This is a genomic window from Gibbsiella greigii (assembly GCF_039540155.1).
Classification (GTDB): Bacteria; Pseudomonadota; Gammaproteobacteria; order Enterobacterales; family Enterobacteriaceae; genus Gibbsiella; species Gibbsiella quercinecans.
The window spans coordinates 111224-134183 of sequence record NZ_BAABEM010000050.1; the positions used below are offsets into that span (position 1 = coordinate 111224).

The 22960-nt window shown below is 58.0% G+C and carries 24 protein-coding genes; 12 read left to right on the plus strand and 12 right to left on the minus strand.

The window, feature by feature from the left end:
• Positions 1–136: 136 nt before the first annotated feature.
• The 4 genes from AC559G_RS22325 (at position 137) to AC559G_RS22340 (ending at position 4686) form a co-directional block, all read left to right on the plus strand.
• Positions 137–1648 (plus strand): BglG family transcription antiterminator, encoded by a 1512-nt coding sequence (locus tag AC559G_RS22325; RefSeq protein WP_498914882.1) that lies wholly within the window; start codon positions 137–139, stop codon positions 1646–1648.
• A gap of 22 nt (positions 1649–1670) precedes the next feature.
• A complete protein-coding gene (locus tag AC559G_RS22330; RefSeq protein WP_498914763.1) occupies positions 1671–2144 on the plus strand; it encodes a PTS sugar transporter subunit IIA in 474 nt (157 codons plus the stop codon).
• A 260-nt stretch (positions 2145–2404) separates the two neighbouring features.
• The gene (locus tag AC559G_RS22335) at positions 2405–3820 is read left to right on the plus strand and encodes a PTS fructose transporter subunit IIC (protein WP_498914765.1); all 1416 of its coding nucleotides are present in this window, start codon (positions 2405–2407) and stop codon (positions 3818–3820) included.
• A 5-nt stretch (positions 3821–3825) separates the two neighbouring features.
• Positions 3826–4686 carry a beta/alpha barrel domain-containing protein gene (locus AC559G_RS22340; RefSeq protein WP_498914767.1) on the plus strand — a complete coding sequence of 287 codons (861 nt, stop codon included), beginning with the start codon at positions 3826–3828 and terminating at the stop codon, positions 4684–4686.
• Between the two features lie 59 nt (positions 4687–4745).
• Here the strand turns inward: AC559G_RS22340 and cybC are convergent, their stop codons facing one another.
• Positions 4746–5129, minus strand: a complete 384-nt coding sequence (gene cybC / locus AC559G_RS22345; protein WP_438597675.1) for a cytochrome b562 — start codon at positions 5127–5129, stop codon at positions 4746–4748.
• 202 nt (positions 5130–5331) lie between these two features.
• Positions 5332–6672, minus strand: a complete 1341-nt coding sequence (gene pmbA, locus AC559G_RS22350; RefSeq protein WP_498914769.1) for a metalloprotease PmbA — start codon at positions 6670–6672, stop codon at positions 5332–5334.
• A 368-nt stretch (positions 6673–7040) separates the two neighbouring features.
• Here pmbA and yjgA point away from each other — a divergent pair, with 368 nt between their 5' ends.
• On the plus strand, positions 7041–7589 hold the full coding sequence (yjgA, locus tag AC559G_RS22355; protein WP_498914771.1) for a DarP family protein: 549 nt from the start codon (positions 7041–7043) through the stop codon (positions 7587–7589).
• Positions 7590–7628: 39 nt separating this feature from the next.
• On the opposite strand, the gene AC559G_RS22360 is transcribed toward yjgA, so the two are convergent.
• From AC559G_RS22360 to aaeX, 5 genes are all read right to left on the minus strand, one after another.
• On the minus strand, positions 7629–7925 hold the full coding sequence (locus tag AC559G_RS22360) for a barstar family protein (protein WP_498914773.1): 297 nt from the start codon (positions 7923–7925) through the stop codon (positions 7629–7631).
• A 5-nt stretch (positions 7926–7930) separates the two neighbouring features.
• The gene (locus tag AC559G_RS22365; protein WP_498914775.1) at positions 7931–8383 is read right to left on the minus strand and encodes a ribonuclease domain-containing protein; all 453 of its coding nucleotides are present in this window, start codon (positions 8381–8383) and stop codon (positions 7931–7933) included.
• 168 nt (positions 8384–8551) lie between these two features.
• Positions 8552–10519 (minus strand): p-hydroxybenzoic acid efflux pump subunit AaeB, encoded by a 1968-nt coding sequence (gene aaeB, locus AC559G_RS22370; RefSeq protein ID WP_438598096.1) that lies wholly within the window; start codon positions 10517–10519, stop codon positions 8552–8554.
• A 34-nt stretch (positions 10520–10553) separates the two neighbouring features.
• On the minus strand, positions 10554–11489 hold the full coding sequence (gene aaeA / locus AC559G_RS22375; RefSeq protein WP_498914778.1) for a p-hydroxybenzoic acid efflux pump subunit AaeA: 936 nt from the start codon (positions 11487–11489) through the stop codon (positions 10554–10556).
• 7 nt (positions 11490–11496) lie between these two features.
• Complete coding sequence (gene aaeX / locus AC559G_RS22380; RefSeq protein WP_095847060.1) at positions 11497–11700, minus strand: p-hydroxybenzoic acid efflux pump operon protein AaeX; 204 nt, start codon at positions 11698–11700, stop codon at positions 11497–11499.
• Between the two features lie 326 nt (positions 11701–12026).
• On the opposite strand from aaeX, the gene aaeR reads away from it, so the two are divergent.
• The gene (gene aaeR, locus AC559G_RS22385) at positions 12027–12938 is read left to right on the plus strand and encodes an HTH-type transcriptional activator AaeR (protein ID WP_095847059.1); all 912 of its coding nucleotides are present in this window, start codon (positions 12027–12029) and stop codon (positions 12936–12938) included.
• A gap of 10 nt (positions 12939–12948) precedes the next feature.
• Here aaeR and AC559G_RS22390 read toward each other — a convergent pair whose 3' ends face one another.
• The 5 genes from AC559G_RS22390 to AC559G_RS22410 form a co-directional block, all read right to left on the minus strand.
• Positions 12949–14190 (minus strand): pyridoxal-phosphate-dependent aminotransferase family protein, encoded by a 1242-nt coding sequence (locus AC559G_RS22390; RefSeq protein ID WP_121554221.1) that lies wholly within the window; start codon positions 14188–14190, stop codon positions 12949–12951.
• Positions 14191–14235: 45 nt separating this feature from the next.
• On the minus strand, positions 14236–14973 hold the full coding sequence (locus AC559G_RS22395) for an amino acid ABC transporter ATP-binding protein (protein WP_095847057.1): 738 nt from the start codon (positions 14971–14973) through the stop codon (positions 14236–14238).
• Positions 14951–15640: an amino acid ABC transporter permease gene (locus AC559G_RS22400; protein WP_498914781.1), complete on the minus strand. Its 690-nt coding sequence runs from the start codon at positions 15638–15640 to the stop codon at positions 14951–14953. Before AC559G_RS22400 ends, AC559G_RS22395 begins: the two co-directional genes overlap by 23 nt.
• Positions 15640–16308: an amino acid ABC transporter permease gene (locus AC559G_RS22405; RefSeq protein ID WP_095847055.1), complete on the minus strand. Its 669-nt coding sequence runs from the start codon at positions 16306–16308 to the stop codon at positions 15640–15642. The genes AC559G_RS22400 and AC559G_RS22405 overlap by 1 nt, the downstream gene beginning before the upstream one ends.
• A gap of 74 nt (positions 16309–16382) precedes the next feature.
• Positions 16383–17201, minus strand: coding sequence for a transporter substrate-binding domain-containing protein (locus AC559G_RS22410; RefSeq protein ID WP_095847054.1), 819 nt, complete (start codon positions 17199–17201; stop codon positions 16383–16385).
• A 167-nt stretch (positions 17202–17368) separates the two neighbouring features.
• Here AC559G_RS22410 and AC559G_RS22415 point away from each other — a divergent pair, with 167 nt between their 5' ends.
• The 6 genes from AC559G_RS22415 to AC559G_RS22440 are packed head-to-tail and all read left to right on the plus strand — an operon-like array spanning position 17369 to position 22866.
• On the plus strand, positions 17369–17647 hold the full coding sequence (locus AC559G_RS22415) for a (2Fe-2S)-binding protein (protein WP_498914783.1): 279 nt from the start codon (positions 17369–17371) through the stop codon (positions 17645–17647).
• Positions 17640–19064 carry an FAD-dependent oxidoreductase gene (locus AC559G_RS22420; protein ID WP_498914785.1) on the plus strand — a complete coding sequence of 475 codons (1425 nt, stop codon included), beginning with the start codon at positions 17640–17642 and terminating at the stop codon, positions 19062–19064. The genes AC559G_RS22415 and AC559G_RS22420 overlap by 8 nt, the downstream gene beginning before the upstream one ends.
• The gene (locus AC559G_RS22425; RefSeq protein ID WP_498914786.1) at positions 19061–20230 is read left to right on the plus strand and encodes an NAD(P)/FAD-dependent oxidoreductase; all 1170 of its coding nucleotides are present in this window, start codon (positions 19061–19063) and stop codon (positions 20228–20230) included. The genes AC559G_RS22420 and AC559G_RS22425 overlap by 4 nt, the downstream gene beginning before the upstream one ends.
• Positions 20224–21183 (plus strand): dihydrodipicolinate synthase family protein, encoded by a 960-nt coding sequence (locus AC559G_RS22430; RefSeq protein ID WP_498914787.1) that lies wholly within the window; start codon positions 20224–20226, stop codon positions 21181–21183. Before AC559G_RS22425 ends, AC559G_RS22430 begins: the two co-directional genes overlap by 7 nt.
• Complete coding sequence (hydA, locus tag AC559G_RS22435) at positions 21183–22610, plus strand: dihydropyrimidinase (RefSeq protein ID WP_279025702.1); 1428 nt, start codon at positions 21183–21185, stop codon at positions 22608–22610. Before AC559G_RS22430 ends, hydA begins: the two co-directional genes overlap by 1 nt.
• Before the next feature lie 10 nt (positions 22611–22620).
• Entirely contained in the window at positions 22621–22866 is a 246-nt protein-coding gene (locus tag AC559G_RS22440; protein WP_498914790.1) for an FmdB family zinc ribbon protein, read from the plus strand.
• The last annotated feature ends 94 nt before the right edge of the window (positions 22867–22960 follow it).

The following is a 22960-nucleotide window of genomic DNA, read 5'->3' on the forward strand; positions in this document are numbered from 1 at the left end:
AGGGTATATCGGCACGCTGATGATGGTCAGTTTCCGCACCACCTTGTGGCCACTTTTTAATATTTACATAGCATATTCACTTTGCTTAGATGACAACTCACAAAGCGGTGACATCCTTAAGCGGAGCCTGGCAATGATGAAGGGGCTGACTGAGCGGCAACTGAATATAATGCGGCAGCTTATCTCTCACAACAGCTATGTGAGCCTGCGTTGCATGTCTGAAAAAATCCAAATTTCAACACGCACACTCAGACGCGATATCGCCGATATTAACGATAGGCTGTCAGCACAGGGGATAACTTTGTGTGGAAAAAGCGGGCGCGGAATCACCATTAAATTTGCCGATGCGCAAGCGGAAATATCCGCCCGCCGTATTTTCTCTACGGAAATCGACGAGTTTAAGCGTAATTTCCGCGTGTTGAAAATCGCCTCTGACCTATTAATGTTATCGCCGCGGGGCTCTTCCATCAGTGAGATGGCCGATAAATATTTTATCAGCCGGGCATCCATTGTGAACGATCTGAAAACGCTGGAAAGCTGGTTACATAAATTTGATTTAACATTAATGAAAAGCCGAAGCGGCACCAGTATTAAAGGCAGCGACCAGAATATCCGTGTAGCCATGAAAGCACTGGTATTGAAATCCATTTATAATCACCAAGACATGCTGGAAAGCCGGCTTGATGAAGGCACGCTACATGAACTGGCAGAGAAATTTGGCAAACAGGCCGTCCATTTTATCCTGCAATTAATTAACTTTATTGAGCAACAGCTTCAGTACACGATCAGCGATCCTTACTACATCAATTTATTCACGCATATTCTGGTCCTGATCCATCGCAGCCATTCCCCGTTGCAGAGAACCGATGCACGTGCCGTGTGGGTGAATTCGGTGCACGACCAGCACGCATGGCAGGTTTCGCTGGCGGTGATTGAACGTATTGAAGCGGCTTACGGCACCGTATTGGTGGCGGAAGAAGCATACTCGATTTATCAATACCTGGTCTCTTCAGGCAAGGCGGGCGGCGATGCTGCGCCTTACGATCGGCCGCTGGTTTGCCAGCGTGAAACCCGCTTTGCCGAAGCGCTGATCGGCCGTGTCGCCCAGCGAATTCATGTCGATATAGCCGGCGATGAAAACTTACTGGCTTCGCTGTCTTCGCATATTAAGCCCATGCTGAACCGGCTGGCCTACCGCATTCGTATTAAAAACCCGCTGCTGCATGATATTCAAACCGAGCTGGGCGGCGTGTTTGCTACGGTGAAAAGCGTGATCAACCAGTTGGCGCAAGAATACGGTTTGGATGAAATCAGTGATGATGAAGTGGCCTATCTCACGGTGCATATACAGGCGGCGATTGAGAACAGTATCAAGGTAAAACGGGTTTTACTGGTCTGTTCCAGTGGGCTTGGCACATCGCAGTTGCTGTATGGCCGAATTATCCGCGCATTCCCTGACTGGAAAATCATCGATGTGGTGCCGGGAAAAAACATTGCCGCGTCGCTGCAACGGCATGAGTGCGATGTAGTGATTTCCACCATCAGGCTGGAGCCACTGGAAAAGCCGGTGGTGTATGTGTCAGCGCTGTTCTCGGCGAAAGATATTGCCAGAGTGACCGAGTGTCTGGTCGCCAATTCGATTAATTAATCACAATGGGATGGGATGTATTATGAACACAACCGTTGCTATTAACGATGTATTGCAACAAGAGTGCATTATTCTCGATGCGGATTGCCAAAGTAAGGAACAAATTATTGCCAAACTGACGGATCTGCTCTGCCAAACCGGCGCCGTGACGAATAAAGAAACGTTTCTGAACGACGTTTATCTGCGCGAGGAATTGGGCTCCACCGGTTTTGAAAATCATATTGCAATCCCACATGGCAAATCGGTGGCGGTCGCTAAAACACGTATCGCCGTGGGCCGCTTACGCCGTGATATCCCTTGGGAAACCATTGACGGAACCAAAGTACGGCTGGTTATTCTGTTTGCCGTGAAAGAATCGGATAAGGATGTCGGGCATATAAAAATGCTGGCAAAAATATCTATTGCATTAGGCGATGAAGACGTCGTCGATCAACTTCTTCATGTTAAAAACAGGGAAGAGATATTTCATTTGCTGTTATCACACTCTGGCGTCTGATTCATATCTACTCGTCATACTTCAAGTCGCAGGTGTGTTGGCTTTCCTCGCTCACCCCAGTCACTTACTGAAGTAAGCTCCTGGGGATTCGCTGCGTCGCCGCCTTCCTGCAACTCGAATTATTTAGAGTATAGTCTGGCGCCATAAATAATACGGTGACGTAAAAAGTCACAATAATATTTTTATACGCTACTTTGCCGTAGCTATCTCAGTAAAAATAAAAACACATCAAATCGTTTCCTGATTACTGGAGAACGTTTATGAACATTATTGCCATTACCGCCTGTCCTACGGGGGTCGCCCATACTTACCTGGCCGAAAGTAATTTAAAGAAAGCGGCTAAGAAAATGGGAATCCATGTTTTAGTTGAAACACACGGTGCAGTTGAAAGTGAATATGTCTTTAGTGATGAAGATATTAATCAGGCTGATATTGTATTAATTGCTGCTGACAAGAAAATCGAACTGTCGCGCTTTCAGCATAAAAATGTCATTGAAGTTCCCGTCACCCGCGCGGCAAAAGATGCCGAAGGCCTGCTTAGGGCAATTATCAGCGGTGAATTGGCACCGCGGCTGCTCCAGGATACCGCCGCGGCTGCGCCCGCAAGCGCGGAAAAAGATGACGCAAATTCACGTTCCTTTATCTCACAAATCTATGTGCACCTGATTACCGGCGTTAACCTGATGATTCCGTTCGTTATCGCCGGCGGTATCCTGATTGCCGTGAGTTTTTCCTTCGGGATTACCGCGGCCACGCCGGGCGATGCGCACTTCAGCCCCATCGCCAAAATGCTGTCCGACATCGGCGGCGGCTCCGCCTTCGCGCTGATGCTGCCGATCCTCGCCTTGGGGATCAGCCAGTCAATCAGCGGGAAAATGGGCATTGCCGCCGGAGCCGTGGGCGGCATGATGGCGATTCATACCGGCTCGGGCTTCCTTGGCGCCTTAATCGCCGGTTTTCTGGCGGGCTATATCACCCTGCTTATCGTCAATCACATTCGTTTGCCGAAAGCGATCGCCGGGTTAAAACCGATTTTGATTGTGCCCCTGCTTAGCGTGCTGCTGACCGGCGCGTTAATGGCCTTGCTGATCGGTGAGCCAATCAAGATGCTGCTGGGATGGCTGACCGATTTCCTCAATTCGCTGGGAAACGCCAACTCCGCCATTCTGGGCCTGCTGTTCGGCATGATGGTGGCCTTCGATATGGGCGGGCCGCTGAATAAAACCGTCTGCATGTTCGCTATCGGGCTGATGTCGAGCGGTATCTACGGGCCGATCGCCGCCTGCATGGCGGCGGGTATGGTTCCGCCGCTGGGTATTGCTCTGGCGACCACGCTCTTTCGCCGCAAGTTCACCGAACAGGAGCGTGAAACCGGTAAGGTCACCTACATCCTCGGTTTGTCCTTCATTACTGAAGGCGCGATCCCGTATGCCGTAGCCGATCCGTTGCGGGTGATCCCCGCCATCGTCGCCGGTTCCGGGCTGGCGGGGGCGCTTTCCATGATCCTCGGCTGCGCCTCCCGCGCACCACACGGCGGCATATTTGTCATCTTCATTCCTAACGTCATCAGCAATGTGCTGGGTTACCTGTTAGCGATCGCCGCGGGCAGCTTACTGACAGCGCTGATCCTGCGGGTGATTAAAAAAGACGTTCCCGTTCCTGCTAACCAAGGATAAATACCATGCTGTACACCATGAAAGATCTGCTTAGCGTCGCTCAACACCACCAGTTTGGCGTGGGCGCATTCAACATCGCCAGCGCCGAATTTGGCCGGCTGGCCGTCGAAACAGCGGAGCGGCTTGATTCCCCGCTGATTCTGGAAATTCACCCTGATGAGATGGCCTTTACCGGGCCAGAATTCATCGGCTACCTGCGCACGCTGGCCATTCAGGCGCGTATACCGGTTGTTATTCATCTTGACCATGGCCGCACGCTGGAAGAGGTGATGAAGGCGATTTACGCCGGTTTTACCTCGGTAATGATTGACGCGTCTTCCCAGCCTTTTGAGCAAAACATACTGCTGACGAAAAAAATCGTCGACATCGCCCACGCGATCAATGTCTCCGTCGAGGCTGAACTGGGCACCATTGGCGTGGCGGAAGGCAGCGCAGAAGGCGGCAGCAACGAGATTCTCTATACCGATCCGCAACAGGCCGAAACCTTTGTGCGGGAAACCGGTACGGACACGCTGGCCGTCGCTATCGGCACCTCCCACGGGCTGTACCCAAAAGGGAAACAACCCAGGCTCGACATTGAACGCTTACAGCTAATCCGTAAACGGGTCGGGATCCCGCTGGTGTTGCATGGCGGTTCCGGCAATAAAGACAGTGAAGTGGCGGAGTCTATCCGTTATGGCGTGGGGAAAATCAATATTTCAAGCGATATGAAAAAAGCGTTTTTTGTCGCACTGGAAGAAGAGCTGAAACAGGGCGGGCATGAGCCTAACGCATTGTTCCTCAAACCCATGCAGGCGGCAAGCGAGGTGGTCGCGGCGAAAATGGCCTTGTTTGGCTCGGTAGGTAAAGCCGCGTTGTACCGTTAAAGCATAGGCCAGGCAGTGATGGATGCAGGCGCCCCGCCGTGGCGGGGGCGCCTGTATGATTAGCGGTATTTCTTATGGTAGGTGTTGCGGGTTTGTTTAAACTCTTCGGCCAAGCGTTTGGCGTCGGCCAGCTTGCCCTGCTTCGCCAGCGCCAATGACTGATCGATCTGGCCCACCAGAATATCAAACCCGTGGCGGTAATCCTTCATTTCCGGGCTGTCGTCGGCTTTGCCATCCAGCGACGGTGGCGTTTGTTTCTGGGAATCCAGCGCCGCCGCGCGCATTTTTTCCAGGCTCTGCTGGAACACATCGGCGCTATCGGTCTTGAGCGCCGTGTCGTAATTGTCGGCAATAATATCCATATCATCCGCGATATCGGCCATCGCCAGCGAACTGGCGCCCAGCAGCGTGACCAACGCCAATGCTTTCAGTGTCTTATTCATGCTCACCCTTCCAATTATTGAATGTTAACCACGAGAAATATCACTCACGCCAAGGCTTATAAAAATTATTCAGGCACATACGCCGCTACGCCATGGTGTGATACAGCCTAACCATAGAGGATGAAAGGGTAAAGCAGCTTCAGGTGTTTGTAAGGAAGGTTAAAGAGTGGTGCGGCCGGCAGAACACCGGCCGCATCCGGGCTTATTGCCCGGCGATTTTCATTTCCGGCAGCAGCACCGAGCCGCACTGGATGTTACTGCGGGTTTCGATATCGTTACCCACGCTGACGATATTGCGCAGCATGTCTTTTAGGTTGCCGGCGATGGTGATCTCGCTGACCGGATACTGGATTTCGCCGTTTTCCACCCAGAACCCGGCGGCGCCGCGGGAATAGTCGCCGGTCACGCCGCTAACGCCCTGCCCCATCAGCTCGGTCACCAGCAGGCCGGTGCCCAGTTGCCGGAGCATGCCAGCAAAATCATCGCCCTGGCCGGCAATGCGCCAGTTGTGGATGCCGCCCGCATGGCCGGTGCTGTGCAGGCCCAACTTGCGCGCCGCGTAGCTGGTCAGCAGCCAGGTTTGCAGCACGCCGTCCTTCACGATGTCGCGGCGCTGGGTGCGCACGCCTTCGCTGTCGAACGGGGTGGAGGCCAGCCCTTTCAGCAGGTGCGGATGCTCTTCGATGGTCAGCCACGACGGCAAAATCTGCGTGCCGAGCGCGTCGAGCAGAAAAGTGGATTTGCGGTACACGCTGCCGCCGCTGATGGCGCCAACCAGGTGGCCAAACAGCCCGGTCGCCACCTCACGGCCAAACAGCACCGGCGCCTTCATGGTCGACAGCTTGCGCGGCGCCAGGCGCGACAGCGTGCGGCGCGCGCACTCCTGCCCCACCCATTCCGGGCTTTGCAAATCGTCCATTGCACGGCCGATGGTGTAGGCGTAATCACGCTCCATATCGCCTTCATGCTCGGCAATCACACAGCTCGACAGCGAATGGCGGCTGGAGCAGTAGCTCTGCAGCATGCCATGGCTATTGCCGAAGACTTTTATACCGTAGTGGCTGTTGAAGCTGCCGCCTTCGGTATTGGTGATGCGCTTATCCGCCGCCAGTGAAGCCTGTTCGGCGCGCGCGGCCAGTTCAATACCGCGCTCGGCGTCCAGCTCGGCGGGGTGAAACAGATCCAGATCCGGCGCGTCAAACGCCAGCAGATCTTTTTCTGCCGGCCCGGCGCAAGGATCCGGCGAGGTATAACGGGCGATATCCAGCGCGGCCTGCACGGTGCGGGCGATAGCGTCGGGGGAGAGATCGGTGGACGATGCGCTGCCTTTACGCTGCTGGTAATACACGGTGATGCCCAGGGCGCCGTCGCTGTTGAATTCGACGTTTTCGACTTCGCCAAAACGGGTGCTGACGCCGATGCCGGTGGTTTTGGTCACGGCGACTTCCGCCGCATCAGAACCGGCGCGCGCCAGTTCCAGGGCCTGCGAAACGGCCTGTTCCAGCGCTTTACGCTGTTCTGCAACTTGGGTGACTACTTTCATCAATCTGCCATAATTTAGAATCGTTGAGAAAAGTGCCGTGGCGGCGTTGATTGTGCGCGTGCTGGCGCGCGAAAATCTGATACCCAAGATAATTCGAGTTGCAGGCAGGCGGCAATCGAAGGACAAATTCGTCGGGAACGAATTTGACCAACCAACGGTTGGCCTCCGGTGAGAGACAGGATGTCTCTCATTAATCCCGATGCGCTTACGCCGGTAAGTGATTCGGGTGACTGCGTGCAGCCAACACACCTGCAATTTGAAGTATGACGGGTATTGGATTAATGCCATTGAGTCTAACAGGAACTGCATGGAATTTCGCATAAAGACGGCAACCTGTTAGGATTAGCCTCTTTTTAACGGAGCCTACCATGAACAAACAGCCTGAAGATTGGCTCGACGATGTCCCGGGGAGTGAAGACGAGGACGATGACGAGATTATCTGGGTCAGTAAGAGTGAAATTAAACGTGATGCGCAAGCGCTGAAAGATCTGGGCGTTGAGCTGGTCGAACTGGGGAAAAACGCCCTGGAGCGCATCCCGATGGATGACGATCTGCGGGCCGCCATTGAGCTGGCGCAGAAGATCAAAAAAGAGGGCCGCCGCCGCCAACTGCAGTTAATCGGCAAGATGCTGCGCGCCCGCGACGTCGAGCCGATCCAGACCGCGCTGGACAAGCTGAAAAACCGCCACAACCAGCAGGTTGCGCTGTTCCACAAGTTGGAAACGCTGCGCGACAACCTGGTGGAACAGGGCGACGATGCGATCCCAACCATCCTGGAACTTTATCCACAGGCCGATCGCCAGCAGTTGCGCGCGCTCGTACGCAACGCGCAAAAAGAGAAAGCCGGTAACAAGCCGCCTAAGGCTTACCGCCAGATTTTCCAGTATCTGCGCGAACTGGCCGAGGCCGCCGACTGATCCCCTGCCGCACTGCCGCTGCGGGATGAACGTTGCCGTTCATCCCCGGTGGTGAGCCGGCTCACGGCTTTCATGCATATTAAAATGCAGGCCGCCGTCCAGCTCTTCTTCGGCTTCTTCAAACAGCAAAATGATCGCGCCGAAGCGGCGTTTGCTACGGGTGCTCAGATTGGTGAACTCGATCTCCACCGGCAAACGGATCTCCCCGGTCACCACGTCCCACAGCGCATCCAGATTGGCGCCAAAGCTTTCATCTAACGCGAATTTCTGCGCAAAGGCACGGTAGAACGCCGGCAAATCGGCTATCTGATTAAAATCGAACTCTACTTTTGCCATCAGACTTACTCCACCCGAATGAAGTTTTTATAATGGTCATGCGTGACGAAAATCAGCCCGTCATTAGAGAACAATAGGCGTTCTGCGCCGCGCCGGCCACAGCGGTAGTTGATATCCGCTTCACGCCAGATGCGGTTACTGGCCGCCGGCAGTTGCCCTTCGCGGTTGGAGAAACGATCGCCGCCAATGGCTTTGCCCGGCAACACCGAGCACAAATTGCCGTCGCGCGCATCCCATCCCTGCTCACGCGCCTGCTTTTTGCTGATGTAATAATCCGGCAAGCGCTGGCGCTGTTTCAGATAGCTCACCACCCGCGCCTGCTGCGTCAACCGATCGATACTTTCCGCCGCCGCCGTGGCCGGCACGTTGGCCGACGCCGGCTGCCGGGGGGCGCGCAACGCGCTGAAACCGGCTATCACCACGGCGATCGCCATCGCCACCAGGATCCGCTTGTTCATAAATTCCCTGAAAATCGTTACCGCTGGCTATGGCACCTGCCAGATATATAGCCAAAACTGATGAATGAATGATTAACAAAATATAACGTTTTTACTGCAGGCTGGCACCCGGCAATATCCGAAAGCGCACGGCAGGGTTAGCGGGGCCGCTGCCGTGCGTCACAGTGGCTAATCAATCAGGGCGTGGCGATAGCGATGCAGCATTTCCGCCAGACGCCTGACCGGCCCGGTGACGCTGAGCGGCGCCTGGCTTTCCACCAGCTTTTGCTGGTATTCGTTCATTTCGCCCAGCAGGCGATCGTAGTAATACGCCCGTTTAACGTCGTTTTTCGCACTCACCACGCTGTCGGCGGTTTTGCGGATCTGCCGGTGAAAGGCGGAAAGCGCTTCGCTAGCCGGGATCTCCGTGCGCTGCATACGCTGGTGCGCGATGATCAAGTTCAGCGCCAGGCGGTACTTGGCGATGTCGTTGGGGAACATCATCAACAGTTGATTCAACTGCTGATACAGCGCCGGCAGGTGGTTTTCCCGGCGTTTGGCCGCTTTGGTGGTCAACGCCGACACCGCACGGCTGACCAACTGGTTCAATAACGTGCGGCCGGTGCGTTCACGCGAATTATCACGAATCAACAGCAGCACCATCAGCCCCACACAGCTGCCGATAAACTGGCCAAAGGCCGAATCCAGAAACAGCGGTACGTTAAATACCATCGGGTTGCTCAACACCAGGATATTGATGGTGCCGGCCAGCAGCCCCAAGGTACCCAGCCGCCGTTTCTGCACTTCGATACCGATAAAAAACGCCATCAGCCCCAGGCTCAAACAGAGCAACAACAGGCTTTGCTGCGTCGCCGGGATGATCACCATAAAAAACAGCCCGCCCACTGGAATGGCGGCCATCATGCCGATCACAAAGTCCATCGCCACCATGCGCGGATTAGGGGTACGCATCGCCAGTGAGGTGATCACCGTAATGATTACCATAAACGCGCTGCCGGCGGTCCAGCCGCTCCACAGCCACAGCGCGCAGCCGAAGACGGTGGCGACAAAGGTGCGCAAGCCGTTGATCATCGCATGGTGCCCTTCCGCCGAGGTGGGTTTCACCACCACCTCGCCACGCAAGATGTCCTCTTCCACCGCGCTGATGCTGCTGTTGGTGTGCGCGCCCTTCGCCAGCAACAGATAGCGCGTGGCGGTGCCGATCCACCCGGTGACGGTCGGCAGCGTGTCCTGCGTGCGGTGGGAAGCCAACACCTGGCGCAGTAGCTTCAGGCGCTGGTGAACCTCCTGCGGCGTTTGCGCCGGCGCCAGCAACAGCTCGCGCAGCCTTTCCGATACAGCGCCGGGGTGATCCTGCAAAATCAGGTAGCTTTCACACGACTGGGTGATCAGCGTCAGCGACAGGGTATGCAGCGCCCGCACCCGACGGTTCATCTTGTGCCAACGCGAGGATTCCAGCATCAGATTGTTGCGCATGCCGTTGAGCGCCGTGGTGCCCTTCACCAGATTGCTCCAGGCACGATCGATATCCTCTTTCGGCGCGTTGCTCAGGCACATCTGCATCAGTTGGTAGTGATCCACCAGCAGTTTATCCAGCAGCCGATCGATATCCTGTTTGATCGAGCGCGGGGAAAACAGCAAATCCGCCAGCACGGCGCTAACGATCCCCAGCACAATCTCGCTACAGCGCTCAATGGCAAAGCGCGGCGCTTCCAGCAGGTGGGATTCGCTGGTGGCGACGGTCACAATGATGATCAGCGCGGTATAGCCCGCCAGGCCCCAGGCGTAGGAGTTCTCGACGCGGATTAATGAAGAAATCCAGCTGCAAAAACCGGCCCAGGCGCAGCATAAAAACAGCATCACCACCGGCGCACGCGCCGTGGTGACGATAATCGCCAGGCCGACGAAACAACCGATGAAGGTGCCGATAATCCGCAGCCAGCCGCGGTAGCGGATTGCGCCGGAGAAGGGCTCGCCGCCGGCGGCAAATGCCGGGCCGGCCGCGACGATGGCCGCGGTCATCACCGACCAGCGTGGGGTTTCCAGGTTGAGATGAAAGCCGACAAACAGCGCGAAGACGATCGCGAAACTGAGCTTGCAGGCAAACCTCAACCGAATAAAAGTAGCGCCGAACATAACAACATCCTTTCGGAAACGGGCGAACGCGGCCTTAACCGAACTCGCGCAGCCGATGCATCAAGCGGGTAAACGGCGAGCCATCATTGGCGGGACGATCCTGTTTGCCGGTAATCACCACGGTAGCGGTGGTACCCGCCGGGTACGGGTGCTGCTGGTCTTTATCATCCAGCACGATTTTAACCGGCACGCGCTGAGCCAGGCGCACCCACTCCAGGTTGCTGTCAACCGAAGCCAGCCCTTTACTGTTGCTGGTGCTGCTGCTGTTGTTCACCGCCGCCGCCACGCTGTCCACAGTGCCGTGCATAATGCGGTTGCTGCCCAACGGAGTAATTTCCGCGCGGTCGCCCTTATTCAGGCCATGCAGCTTGGTTTCTTCCAGGTAGGCCAGCATGTAGAAGCTGTTTTTCTTCACCAGCGCCACAGCCGTGGCGCCACGGGTAATAAACTCGCCGGTATGCACGTTAAGGTTGGTCACCCAGCCGTCCGCCGGGGCACGCACCACGGTGCGTTCCAGATCGAGCCGGGCCAGATCGCGCGCCGCAGTCGCTTTCGCCAACTGCTGCTGCGCGGTCAGCAACGCATTGCTCGCCTGCTCAATCTCTTCGCGCGACATGGCATCCGGCCCCAGATTCACACGGCGACTTGCTTCACGCTTTTTCTCCGCAACCAGTGCCTGATAGTAGGCCACATCGGCATTCGCCTGATCCAACGCCTGCTGATAGCGCGGCTGATCGATGACAAACAGCGTCTGCCCCTTCGTCACCAGTTGGTTATCCACCACCGGCACATCGGTCAACAGGCCGCTGACGTCCGGGGCGATCGCCACCACATCGGCAGAAAATTTGGCGTCGCGCGTCCAGGGCGATTCGGTATAGAACATCCAGACCTTAAACACGGCGACGATCCCCAACAGCACCAGGAGCAACGTAATCGCGATACGGATTATTTTTATTAATAACGTTTTCACAGCGGCCTCAGAAAAAAAGACATGAAATCAAATAAAACAGGCAACAAAACAGCGCGGTATTAAACAGTGCCGGATGCCAGACAACATCATAGATCCCCGTTGGCTGCAGCACGCGGCGCAGCACAAAAAAAACTGCCAGCGAAACCAGCAGCAAAAAAAATACCGGGGGGAACGACAGCCCGAAAATCACGATGACCGGAAGCAAACTCATACCTTTTTCCTTGATTGTTCACAATACCGGGATGCTGCACCTTTTGTATCACATCCTGTTTACAATTTAACACAGGCATGCCCTACGCCGTAGCCTGACGGCGCACCGGGCCGCAAAGCTGAAAAGGGGTTAAACTCTTGGGACATGTATCCATGAAAGGGAATACGAGGGCACCGGCAGAGTTGCCTGCGGCGACGCGGCCGCCTTACCTCATCGGCCACGCTCAGGCGTACGCGGGGCATCACCCAGCGAGCATTATATTAGCGTGCTTACTATCACCCAATCAACAAACTGTGATCTAAATCACTTTTAAGCCAGAGTGAATAATGGAAAGACTAAAAAGGATGTCGGTATTCGCGAAAGTCGTTGAGTGCGGCTCATTTACCGCGGCGGCGCGCCAACTGGGTATGAGCGTTTCATCGATCAGCCAGACCGTCTCCAAACTGGAAAATGAACTCCAGGTCAAGCTGCTCAACCGCAGCACCCGCAGCATCGGCCTGACCGAAGCCGGCAAGATTTACTATCAGGGCTGCCGGCGTATGTTGCAGGAAGTGAGTGAGGTGCATGAACAGCTGTACGCCTTCAACAATACGCCCACCGGCACTTTGCGCATCGGCAGTTCCTCCACCATGGCGCAAAACGTGCTGGCCACCATGACCGCCGACATGTTGAAAGAATACCCCGGCCTGACGGTTAACCTGGTGACGGGCATCCCGGCGCCGGATCTGATCGCCGATGGGCTGGACGTGGTGATCCGCGTTGGTGCGCTGCAGGATTCCAGCCTGTTTTCCCGCCGCCTGGGCTCTATGCCGATGGTGGTCTGCGCCGCCAAAAGCTACCTGGCGCAGCACGGCACGCCGCAAAAACCGAGCGACATGGTGAATTTTTCCTGGCTGGAATACAGCGTGCGCCCGGACAGCGAGTTTGAGCTGATCGCCCCGGAAGGCATCAGCACGCGCATTTCGCCTCACGGCCGCTTCGTCACCAACGATTCGCAAACCATGATCCGTTGGTTAAAAGCAGGCGCTGGGATCGCATATGCGCCGCTGATGTGGGTGATCGAGGAGATCAAACGCGGCGAGATCGAGATCCTGTTCAGGCGCTATCAGTCGGATCCGCGCCCGGTCTATGCCCTGTACACCGAAAAAGACAAGCTGCCGCTGAAAGTTCAGGTGTGCATCAATTACCTGACCGACTATTTCAAACGGGTCGCCAAGGTGTATCAGGAGTATCGTTGAACGCCGCAATTCAGGCGTTGCCCTCCTGCGCGTAATGGTCCCAGGCCGCCTGCATGGCCGCCCCCTGCACGGTGTTGAAGCCCAGATGGTTCAACACCGCTTCCAGCGCCGCCAGCGTTTGCAGCACACAGTCCTTACGCGCGTTGTAACCCATGGTACCAATCCGCCAGACCTTGCCGATCAGCGGCCCGAACGAGGTGCCGATCTCAATCGCGAAGTCTTCCAGCAACAGCTTGCGCACCTGCTCGCCATCGATGCCCGGCGGGATCATCACCCCAAGCACGTTGTTCATCCGGTGAGCCAGATCGCCGAAGGTCGCCAACCCCATCGCCTGGATCCCTTTGAGCAGCGCGTCGCCATGGCGCTTGTGGCGCGCAATGCTGTGATCCAGCCCTTCCTGCAGCAGCAGCCGGGCGCATTCGCGGGCGCCGAACAGCGCGCTGGTGGCTTCGGTGTGGTGATTCAGCCGCTCCGGCCCCCAGTAATCCATGATCATGCCCAGATCAAAGTAGTTGGAGTAGATCATTTCTTCTTCGCCATCCTGGTGCGCCGCGGTGCGGATGCCGGCTTCCACGCAGCGTCGCCGGCGGATCGCCGCCTCCATCCGTGGGCTAAGGGTGACCGGCGCAGTACCGGAAGGCCCGCCCAGGCATTTTTGCATGCCGGCAGACACTGCATCCAGCCCCCAGGCGTCGGTTTCCAGCGCGTTGCCGCCAAACGACGCCGTGGCATCGGTATACAACAGCACGTCATAGCGGCGGCAAATTTCCCCCAGTTCCGCCAGCGGCTGCAACATGGTGGTGGAGGTATCGCCCTGCACCGTCAGCAATAAACGCGGGCGCAGGCGTTTAACGGCGTCCTCGATGCGATCCGGCGTGAACACCGTGCCCCATGGCGCTTCAATGGTGTGCACCTCGGCGCGGCAGCGGCGGGCGATTTCACACAACAGGTGGCCAAAGCGCCCAAAGACCGGCACCAGCACCTTGTCGCCGGGGCGGATCGCCGACAGCAGAATGGCTTCGATACCGGCGCGCGAAGTGCCGTCAATCAGCATCGTCCAGCGGTTTTCGGTGCGAAACAGCGCGCGATACAGCGCCATCACCTCATTCATATACTGCGTCATCGCCGGATCGTACTGGCCGATCAACTGCGCCGACATCGCACGCAGCACGCGCGGATCGGCATTGATCGGCCCCGGCCCCATCAGCAACCGTGCCGGTGGATTGATTTGCGGATATTGGGCGATATCCATCTGACTTCTCCTTATTGATAGTGATTGGTCTTTCCGCATAGCGGATCAGTGGCGCAGGATTTTCCCGACGAAGTGACGCGTGCGCGGCTGCTGCGGCGCATCGAAAATCTGCTGCGGCGCCCCGGTTTCCACCACTGCGCCATCGGCCATAAACACCACTTTGCTGGACACTTCGCGCACAAAACTCATCTCGTGAGACACCAGAAACAGGGTGATGCCTTCCGATGCCAGCTCGCGGATGGTATCGAGCACTTCGTTGACCATCTCCGGATCGAGCGCCGCGGTGACTTCATCAAGCAGCAGTACCGTTGGCTTTAGCGCCAGTGCGCGGGCGATCGCCACGCGCTGCTGTTGGCCGCCGGAAAGCTCGTCCGGGTAGGCGTGCAGCCGGTGCTCCAGCCCCACCCGGGTCAGCAGGCGCCGGGCGTCGGCCTCCACCTGCTTTTTCGGCCAGCCTTTGATTTTGGTCGGCGTGATCATCACGTTCTCCAGCACCGTCATGTTCTGGAACAGGTTGTACTGTTGAAACACGATGGCGATGGACGAGCGCAGCGCACGCAGTTCGCCCTTATGGGCATAATTCACGGTTTTACCATCGAGCCGTACCGTGCCGGCTTCTGGAGGAAGCAGCCCCATCAGCACGCGCAGCAGCGTGCTTTTCCCCGATCCGGAAGGGCCGATCAGGCTGACGATTTCGCCTTTCTCAACGGAAAGGTTGACCTGCTCCAGGACGCTCTGCTGGCCGTACGAGGCTTTAAGGTTAACGATTTCGAGTTGCGGCAATTTTCTTCTCCAGGCGCTTACCAAAGCGCGATAGTGGGTAAGAGATCAGGAAATACAGGACCAACACCGTGGCGTACACCAACGCGGCGGAAAACCCTTTGTTGGTGAGCACCTTGCTGGCGGAGGTCAGCTCCATCACCCCGATTTGCGAGGCCAGCGCCGTGTCTTTGATGTACATGATGAAAAAACTGAACGTCGGCGGGATCACCACCTTCAACGACTGCGGAATAATCACGTAACGCAGGCTTTGCAAGTAGGTGAAGTTCAGCGTCTGCGCGGCCTCCCATTGATTCTTGTGCACCGAATCAATACCACTGCGGATGATTTCCCCCAAATAGGCCGCGGCGATAATGCACACGCACACCAGCGCCACCGAGAAAGTGGAAAGCGCCAGCCCGACATATTGGCTGATAAAAAACACCAGCATCAGCGTCACCAAAAAGGGGATACGGCGGAACAGGAAGCAGTAAACAAAGGCGGCTGCACGCAGCGGCGCCACGGCTTTCGACCGGGTGGTGCGGATAATAGCGATCAGAAAACCGGCCAGGAAGCCAATCAGGCACCCGCCCGCCGACAGCAACAGCGTACTGAGCAACCCCTCGAGCAGCAGCAGCACGTTATAGTAGGAAAACAACTGTGCCAGTTCAGGCAGATCCAGGTAGTTCATCAGAAGGCCTCTATTTTAGCGCGGAAGAGGAAACGCCCGACGACTGCCAGAGCCAGCGTGGCCATGATAGTAATGATGATGTACAGCACGGCTGCGATAGAGAAAGCTTCAACCGATAAATATGTTTCCGAACTCAGGTTATAGGTGCGCCCCGTCAGCTCTTCCACACCGAACATCGAAGCCATAGAAGTGCCAAGCGTCATCACGATGAACTGATTGGACAACGGACGGAACATCACTTTCATCACGTGCGGTAAAATCACGTAGCGGATGATTTGCATGCGTGAAAACCCCAGCACCTCCGCCGCTTCCACCTCCAGGCGGTGCACCGAATCAAACCCGGCGCGCTGGATCTCGCACAAATAGGCGCCGGCGTTAAAGGTGGCGCCAATCAACACGGCGGTAAAAGGCGACAGCAATATCCCCACTTCTGGCAAGGCGAAAAACAAAAAATAGATTTGCACCAGTTGAGGGGTGTTGGTGGCGAAAACCACATAGGCGTTCACCACCTGCCCCGCCAAACGCGGCCCATAGCGCAGAATGGCCGTGCAGCACAGGGCAATGATCATGCCGAAGGCAAATGCCAGAACAGCGATCTGTAAGCTCACCCACGCCCCACCCAGCAGGTAAGGCAGTTGATCAAGCAAAGGTTGAAAATTCAGGTTCATCTGAGCATTTTTCTCGTCAAATAATTGACGCCGTATACCAGGTATAAGGCGTCATGGCTCATTGCAGAGCAGGGTTATTGTTGCGTTGGCGATTGCGTTGGATCGTGCAACATCGGGTGGCCGAACCATTTGGTCCAGCTGTCGGCGATAAAGCCGGACTTATGCTGTTCCGCAATGATTTGGTTGAGTTTTTGCGTCAGCGCCGTGTTGCCCTTACGCACGCCGATGCAGTCATAATCCACCTCTAACGGATCGTCCACCACGCGCCATTTGGTCGGGTAGTTCTTGGTGTAGCCGAACATGAAATCGAGCACGTCGATCAACGCATCGGCCCGCCCCTGGGCAATGGCGCGCACCGCATCCGGATAGTTATCCAGAATCAGCAGTTGAGCCTTGGGAATGTTTTCCTGAATAAACTTGATCGGCGTGGTTCCACGCACCTGAACCAAGCGCACCGCCGGATCGTTCAGTTGATGCCAGTCTTTATAAGGCTTGCTCTCGGTGGTCAGGATGCCGAGCACTTCGGTATTCACCGGATCGGTGAAGTCCACCACTTTCATGCGATCGGCATTGCGCGTCATGCCGCCCATCACCGCGTCAATCTTGTCCGACAAAATAAACGGAATGCGATCGTTTGAACCGATAGCCACCAGCTCCAGCTTCACCCCCAGCGAATCGGCAATCTTGTGCGCCACGCTGGCGTCAAACCCGGAAATTTCGTTCTTTTCGTCATAAACCCCCAGCGGCGGCAAGTTGGGATTCACGCCAATGATGATTTTCTTTGAATCAAGTATCTGCTCCAGCGAGCGCGCATTGGCCTGCGTGGCGCCAAACAGGGCGCAGGCAATGCAGCTAACGGCCATTAACCGGCTGAACGTTCCGGATCGCTTCATGTGTGTAATCCCCAGTCAAAGTGTGAAGTGTGGCAAGACCGCGATAAGGCGAGACAAATATCGTCGCTCTTTCGCATACTTTACGTATACGATTCGTATATGATACTATGCTGAAAAACTTGTCAAGCATCATTGGTCAGTTTTCACACCGTTTAGAGGACGTGCCCATGCCAAATTCCACACCCAAAGTCGTCGGCTTCTCTTTCGAAGGGAAGCCCTACTCCGCCCTGCAGGGCCAGAGTATCGCCGCCGCCCTGTTTTCACAGGGTGTCAGAACATTGCGCTTCAGCCCGCAGCAACGGCAGCCACGCGGCATGTTCTGCATGATGGGGTCGTGCCAGGAATGCCTGGTCATGGTTAACGGTAGCCGAGTACTGGCTTGCAAGACCGAGGCCAAAGCGGGGCTGAGCATCTCTCAGGTACCGGATGTGAACCGCCATGAATGACTTTGACATCATCGTAATCGGCGCGGGCCCGGCTGGTATCAATGCCGCCCTGACGGCCGCCGACGCCGGGCTGCGCGTGGGCTTGTTTGATGAAAACGGTGCGGCGGGCGGCCAGGTTTACCGTGCCCCGGTAGTCGCCGCCGATAATGAACGCAACGCCGATTTTCTGGCAGGGGAAAGTCTGCGCCATCAACTGGCAAAAAGCCCGGTGCGGGTGTTTATGGGGCACCAAATTTGGGCAATCACCGAAGACTACCGCATCGATGCCCTCGGCCCGCAGGGGCCGGCCAGCTATCGGGCGCGTATTTTGATTGTCGCCGCCGGCACCACCGAGCGGGTCGTGCCGTTTGAAGGCTGGACACTGCCGGGCGTCATCGGGCTGGCGTCTGCCACTATCCTATTGAAATCGCAGAAAACCCTGCCGGGTAAAACTACGCTGGTGGCCGGCTGCGGCCCGCTGCTGGCGGCGGTGGCCGGCGGCACATTAAAAGCCGGCGGCGAAGTGACAGGCATCGTGGATATCGCCGGCATCGGCGACTGGCTGCGCACCGCACCGGCGATGCTGGCGCGGCCGGATATCCTGCGCCAGGGCGCCGGCTATGCCTGGGCGATCAAAAAAGCCGGCGTGCCGATCTTTTCACGCCACACGCTGGTGCGCGTCAGCAACGCCGGGGAGCAACTGTGTGCGGAACTGGCCCCCTGCGATGCGGCCGGCCGACCGATTGCCGGTGAGAGAAAACGCATCCTGGCGGACTGCGTGGCCGTCGGCCACGGACTCACCCCGTCGACCGATATTACGCGCCTGCTGCACGCGCAGCACCGCTATTCCCGCCGGGCCGGCGGCTGGATTGCCGTTACCGACGCCAACGGGCAAACCTCGCGCGAACGTCTGTTTGTGGTCGGCGATGCCGCCGGCATTGCCGGCGCCGCCGCCGCGGGAATTCACGGCACGCTGGCGGCACTGGCCTGCATCCAGCAATTAAAACCCGGCGCGCCTTCGGCCGGGCTGGCGGCATCCGCGCGGGCGGCCGGCAAGCAATACGCGCGCGCGGCCCGCTTCGGCCGCACCATGGCGGGGCTGATGGCGCTGCGTGAAGGCCACGTGGACAGCATTGAACCGGCAACCGTGGTTTGCCGCTGCGAAGACGTCACCCGCGCCGATATCGAAGCGGCTTGCAACGCGGGCGCCCGGGATGTCAACCAGTTGAAAGCCTGGACGCGCTGCGGCATGGGGCCGTGCCAGGGCCGCACCTGCGGCGATGTGGCGGCCGAACTGCTGGCACGCCAGCAGCAGGCGCCGCGTGAAAAAGTCGGGGTGTTCTCCGCGCGCACGCCGCTGCGCCCACTGACGATCAAAGCCCTGACCGGCGACTTCGACTATGACGACATCCCGATTCCCAAGGCGGCCCCACTGTGAATATTTCAGTCAATAACAGCCAAAATGTCGACGTGTGCGTCGTCGGCGGTGGCGTCATGGGGTGCAGCACCGCCCTGTTTCTCGCCAAAGCCGGCATGCGCGTAACCCTGCTCGAGCGCCACGCGCTGTGCCGCAGCGCCTCGGGCGTCAACGCCGGGACGCTCACGCTGCATATGACGCGCGCCGCCCTGGTGCCCTACGCCATCAAGGCCTGGGATATGTGGATGAACCCCGGAGCCTGGCTGGGCAACGGCGTGCTGGCAACCGCCGCCCCCGGCCTGTCGCTGGCGTTCACGGAAAACGAACGGGAAATGCTGGCGGCCCGCGCCGCCGCCCGCCGCGAATATGGCGCCGATATCAAGCTGCTCACGCCGCAGGCCGCGCGGGCCATCGAGCCCGGCCTGAATCCGGCGGTGCTTGAAGCCGCCTACTGCGAGATCGACGGCTTCGCCAGTTCCTACCTCACCGGGCGGGCGTTCCATACCGCGCTGCGCGCCGCGGGCGTCACGATCGCGGAACACACGGCGGTCAGCCATATCGCCCGGCACGGCAGCGGCTATCAGATCCGCTCGCAGGACAACCAACACAGCATTAACGCCGCGCGCCTGGTATTGGCCGGCGGTGTGTGGCTGGAGCCAATGCTGGCAATGCTGGGCGTGACCATCCCGGTGAAAACGCTGATTAACCAGTTGATCGTCACCGAAAGAATCCCGCCGGCGATGCGTTCCGTACTGAGCATCGCCAACGGCCTGCTGTCGATGAAGCAGTTCGCCAACGGCACGGTGGTGATCGGCGGCGGCTGGCAGGGCCGCGGCGACCGCGAGCGCGGCGGGGTGGAGACCATCCCGGACAACCTGATCGGCAATCTGCGGCTGGGCCAGCATGTGATTCCGGCGCTGGGCGATGCCCGCGTCGCCCGTATCTGGCTGGGGCTGGAATCGGAAACCGCCGATGCGATGCCGATGATCGGCGAACTGCCGGATCACCCCGACGCCTGGGTCATCGGCTGTGTTCATTCCGGTTACACCAGCGGCCCTTATATGGGCAAGCTGCTGGCGCAGCAGATACTCGGCCAGCAGCCTGAAATGCCACTCTTCGATCCGGCCCGGCTGTATCCATCCGGGGCAAATGGTCAACATACCAAGACAGAGGCCAAGACATGTTAACAGCACATCCTTTTCACGGCGTCTATGCGGCGACGCTGTGCCCAATGGACGCCACCGGGCGCAACATCGACGAAGAGATCCTGGCGACGCATATGCAGGAAATCTCACAGGTTGAAGGCATCCGCGGCCTGTTGATTAATGGCCATGCCGGGGAAAACTTTGCCCTGACGCGGGCGGAGAAACGCCGCGTAGTGGACATTGCCCGCCAGGTGTGCCCGGCGCACAGCATCCTGATTGCCGGGATCAACGCCGAAGACAGCTTCGATGCCCAGGCCCAGGCCGACGACGCCAAGCAGGCCGGCGCCAACGCCCTGCTGTTGTTCCCGCCGTACTCCTGGACGCTGTCCACCGACGCCGCCACGGTGCTCAATCACCACCGCATCACCAACGCCAACGCCCAAATGCCGATGATGCTTTACCAGTCCGGCGTCGGCACCGGCGGCATGGCCTATACGCCTGACATCCTGCGGGCGCTGGTGCAGTTGCCAAACATCGTCGCGGTGAAGGAAGGCAGTTGGGAAACCGCCGCCTACGACGCCAACCGCCGCCTGATGCAGCATATCGCCCCGCACGTGGCCGTGATGGCTTCGGGCGACGAGCACCTGTTCACTTGCTTTGCGCTCGGCACCGACGGCAGCCTCGTCAGCCTGGCCGCGGTGATCCCGGATCTGGTGGTGGCGCTCTACCGCGCCGTCCAGGCGATGGATCTTGGCGAAGCGCGCCGGCTGCATGAATACATCTACCCGCTGGCCAAGGCGATTTACGGCACCCAGCCCGGCACCCATGCCAATGCCCGCCTGAAAGCCTGTTTGCATATGCTGGGGCGCTTTCCCTGCGCCACCACGCGCGCGCCGATCCCGATCCTCGATCGCGCACAGTACCAACACCTTGAAGCGGCACTGGCCCACGCCGGTGCTTACCAACGCCCCAGCACCCCAGAACGGAGGTTATAATGTCTTTGACCCTGATACGCGGTGGCCGCATCGTTACCGCCGTAGACGACTATGAAGCGGATATCCTGATCGACGGCGAACGGATCGCCTGCATCGGCCTTAATCTTCCCGCCGCTGAAGGCACCAAGGTGATTGACGCCGCCGGCATGCTGATCTTCCCCGGCGGGGTTGACTGCCATACCCATATGGAAAACACCTTCGGCCCATCGACCACCGCCGATAATTTCGATTCCGGCACCCGTTCGGCCGCCTGGGGCGGCACCACCACCATCATCGATTTTGCGTTGCAGAACCCCGGCACCACGCCGCTGCAGGCGATTGAACGCGCACAGTCGAAGGCCGACTGCGTGGCCAATATCGACTACGGCTTTCATGTCATCGTCACCCACGTTGACCATCAGGTGCTGGAAGATATGCGCTACGCGATCCGCCACGAAGGCGTCTCCAGCTTCAAAATGTTCATGGCTTATCCGGGAACGGTAATGTCCGACGACGCGGCGATCTTCCAAGCAATGCGGATGGTCGGCCAGCACGGCGGCATGGTCGCCCTGCATGCGGAAAACGGCACCGTGGTGGAACTGCTGATCAAAGAAGCGCTGGCGCAGGGGCACACCTCACCGCGCTACCACGCCCTGACGCGCCCGGCGATCCTTGAAGGCGAGGCCACCCACCGCGGCATCAAGCTGGCCGAACTGGCGGAAGCGCCGGTCTATTTTGTTCACCTTTCGGCGAAAGAAGCACTGAAACACGTGATCGAAGCCCGCGATTTGGGCATCCCGGTGTTTGCCGAAACCTGCCCGCACTATCTGTTCTTCGATGAATCGGCCTACGCCGACAGCGACGACGAAGACAGCTTCGACAACGCCCGCTTTGTCATGAGCCCGCCGCTGCGCTCGAAAGAGTCGCAGAACGCGCTGTGGACGGCGCTGAAAACCGACGATCTGCAGTTGATCTCCACCGATCACTGCCCCTACTGCATGAAAGAGGGGCACCAGGGCAGAATCAACCAAAAACCGTTCGGTGCGGACGACTTTTCCAAAATCCCGAACGGCATCCCGGGGGTGGAAACCCGCATGACCGTGGTGTATGACGGCGGGGTGCGCACCGGGCGCATCTCGTTGAACCGTTTTGTGGAGCTAATGTCTACCGCGCCGGCGAAGCTGTTTGGGCTGTTCCCGCGCAAAGGCACCATCGCCGTTGGCAGCGACGCCGATATCGTGATCTTCGATCCTAACGAAACCCAGACCATCAGCGCCGAAACCCAGCACAGCGACTGCGATTTCACGCTGTTCGAGGGCCGCCAGGTGCAGGGGAAAGTGAAACAGGTGCTACTGCGCGGCCAGTTGCTGATCGACGGCGGCCTGTGGCTGGGCAAAAACGGCCAGGGGCGCTTTGTGCCCCGTGGCGAGCTGGGGAAATACTGGTGAGGTAACGACGATGCCGTTCTATGAATATGCCTGCGAATGCTGCGGCCTGTTTGAATACCGGCGCCCGGTGGCCGAACGGGATGCGCCGCTGGCCTGCCCCCAGTGCCAACGCCCCGCACAGCGCAAAGCCAACTATCAACCGGTGCTGCTGCGCCGGCAAACGGCGCCCACGCCGCCGCCGGCCATCAACCCGCATGGCGCAGGCTGCAGCTGCTGCGCGCCGGCCTACCGGGTGAATAAAACGCCCAGCCGCTAAACCAAGCGGCGCGGGCAAATAAAGACCCTTCTTTAATAGCAATGATGACCCGTTGATGGCCTTATCCCTGATAGTCATCGCACAGCACAACGTT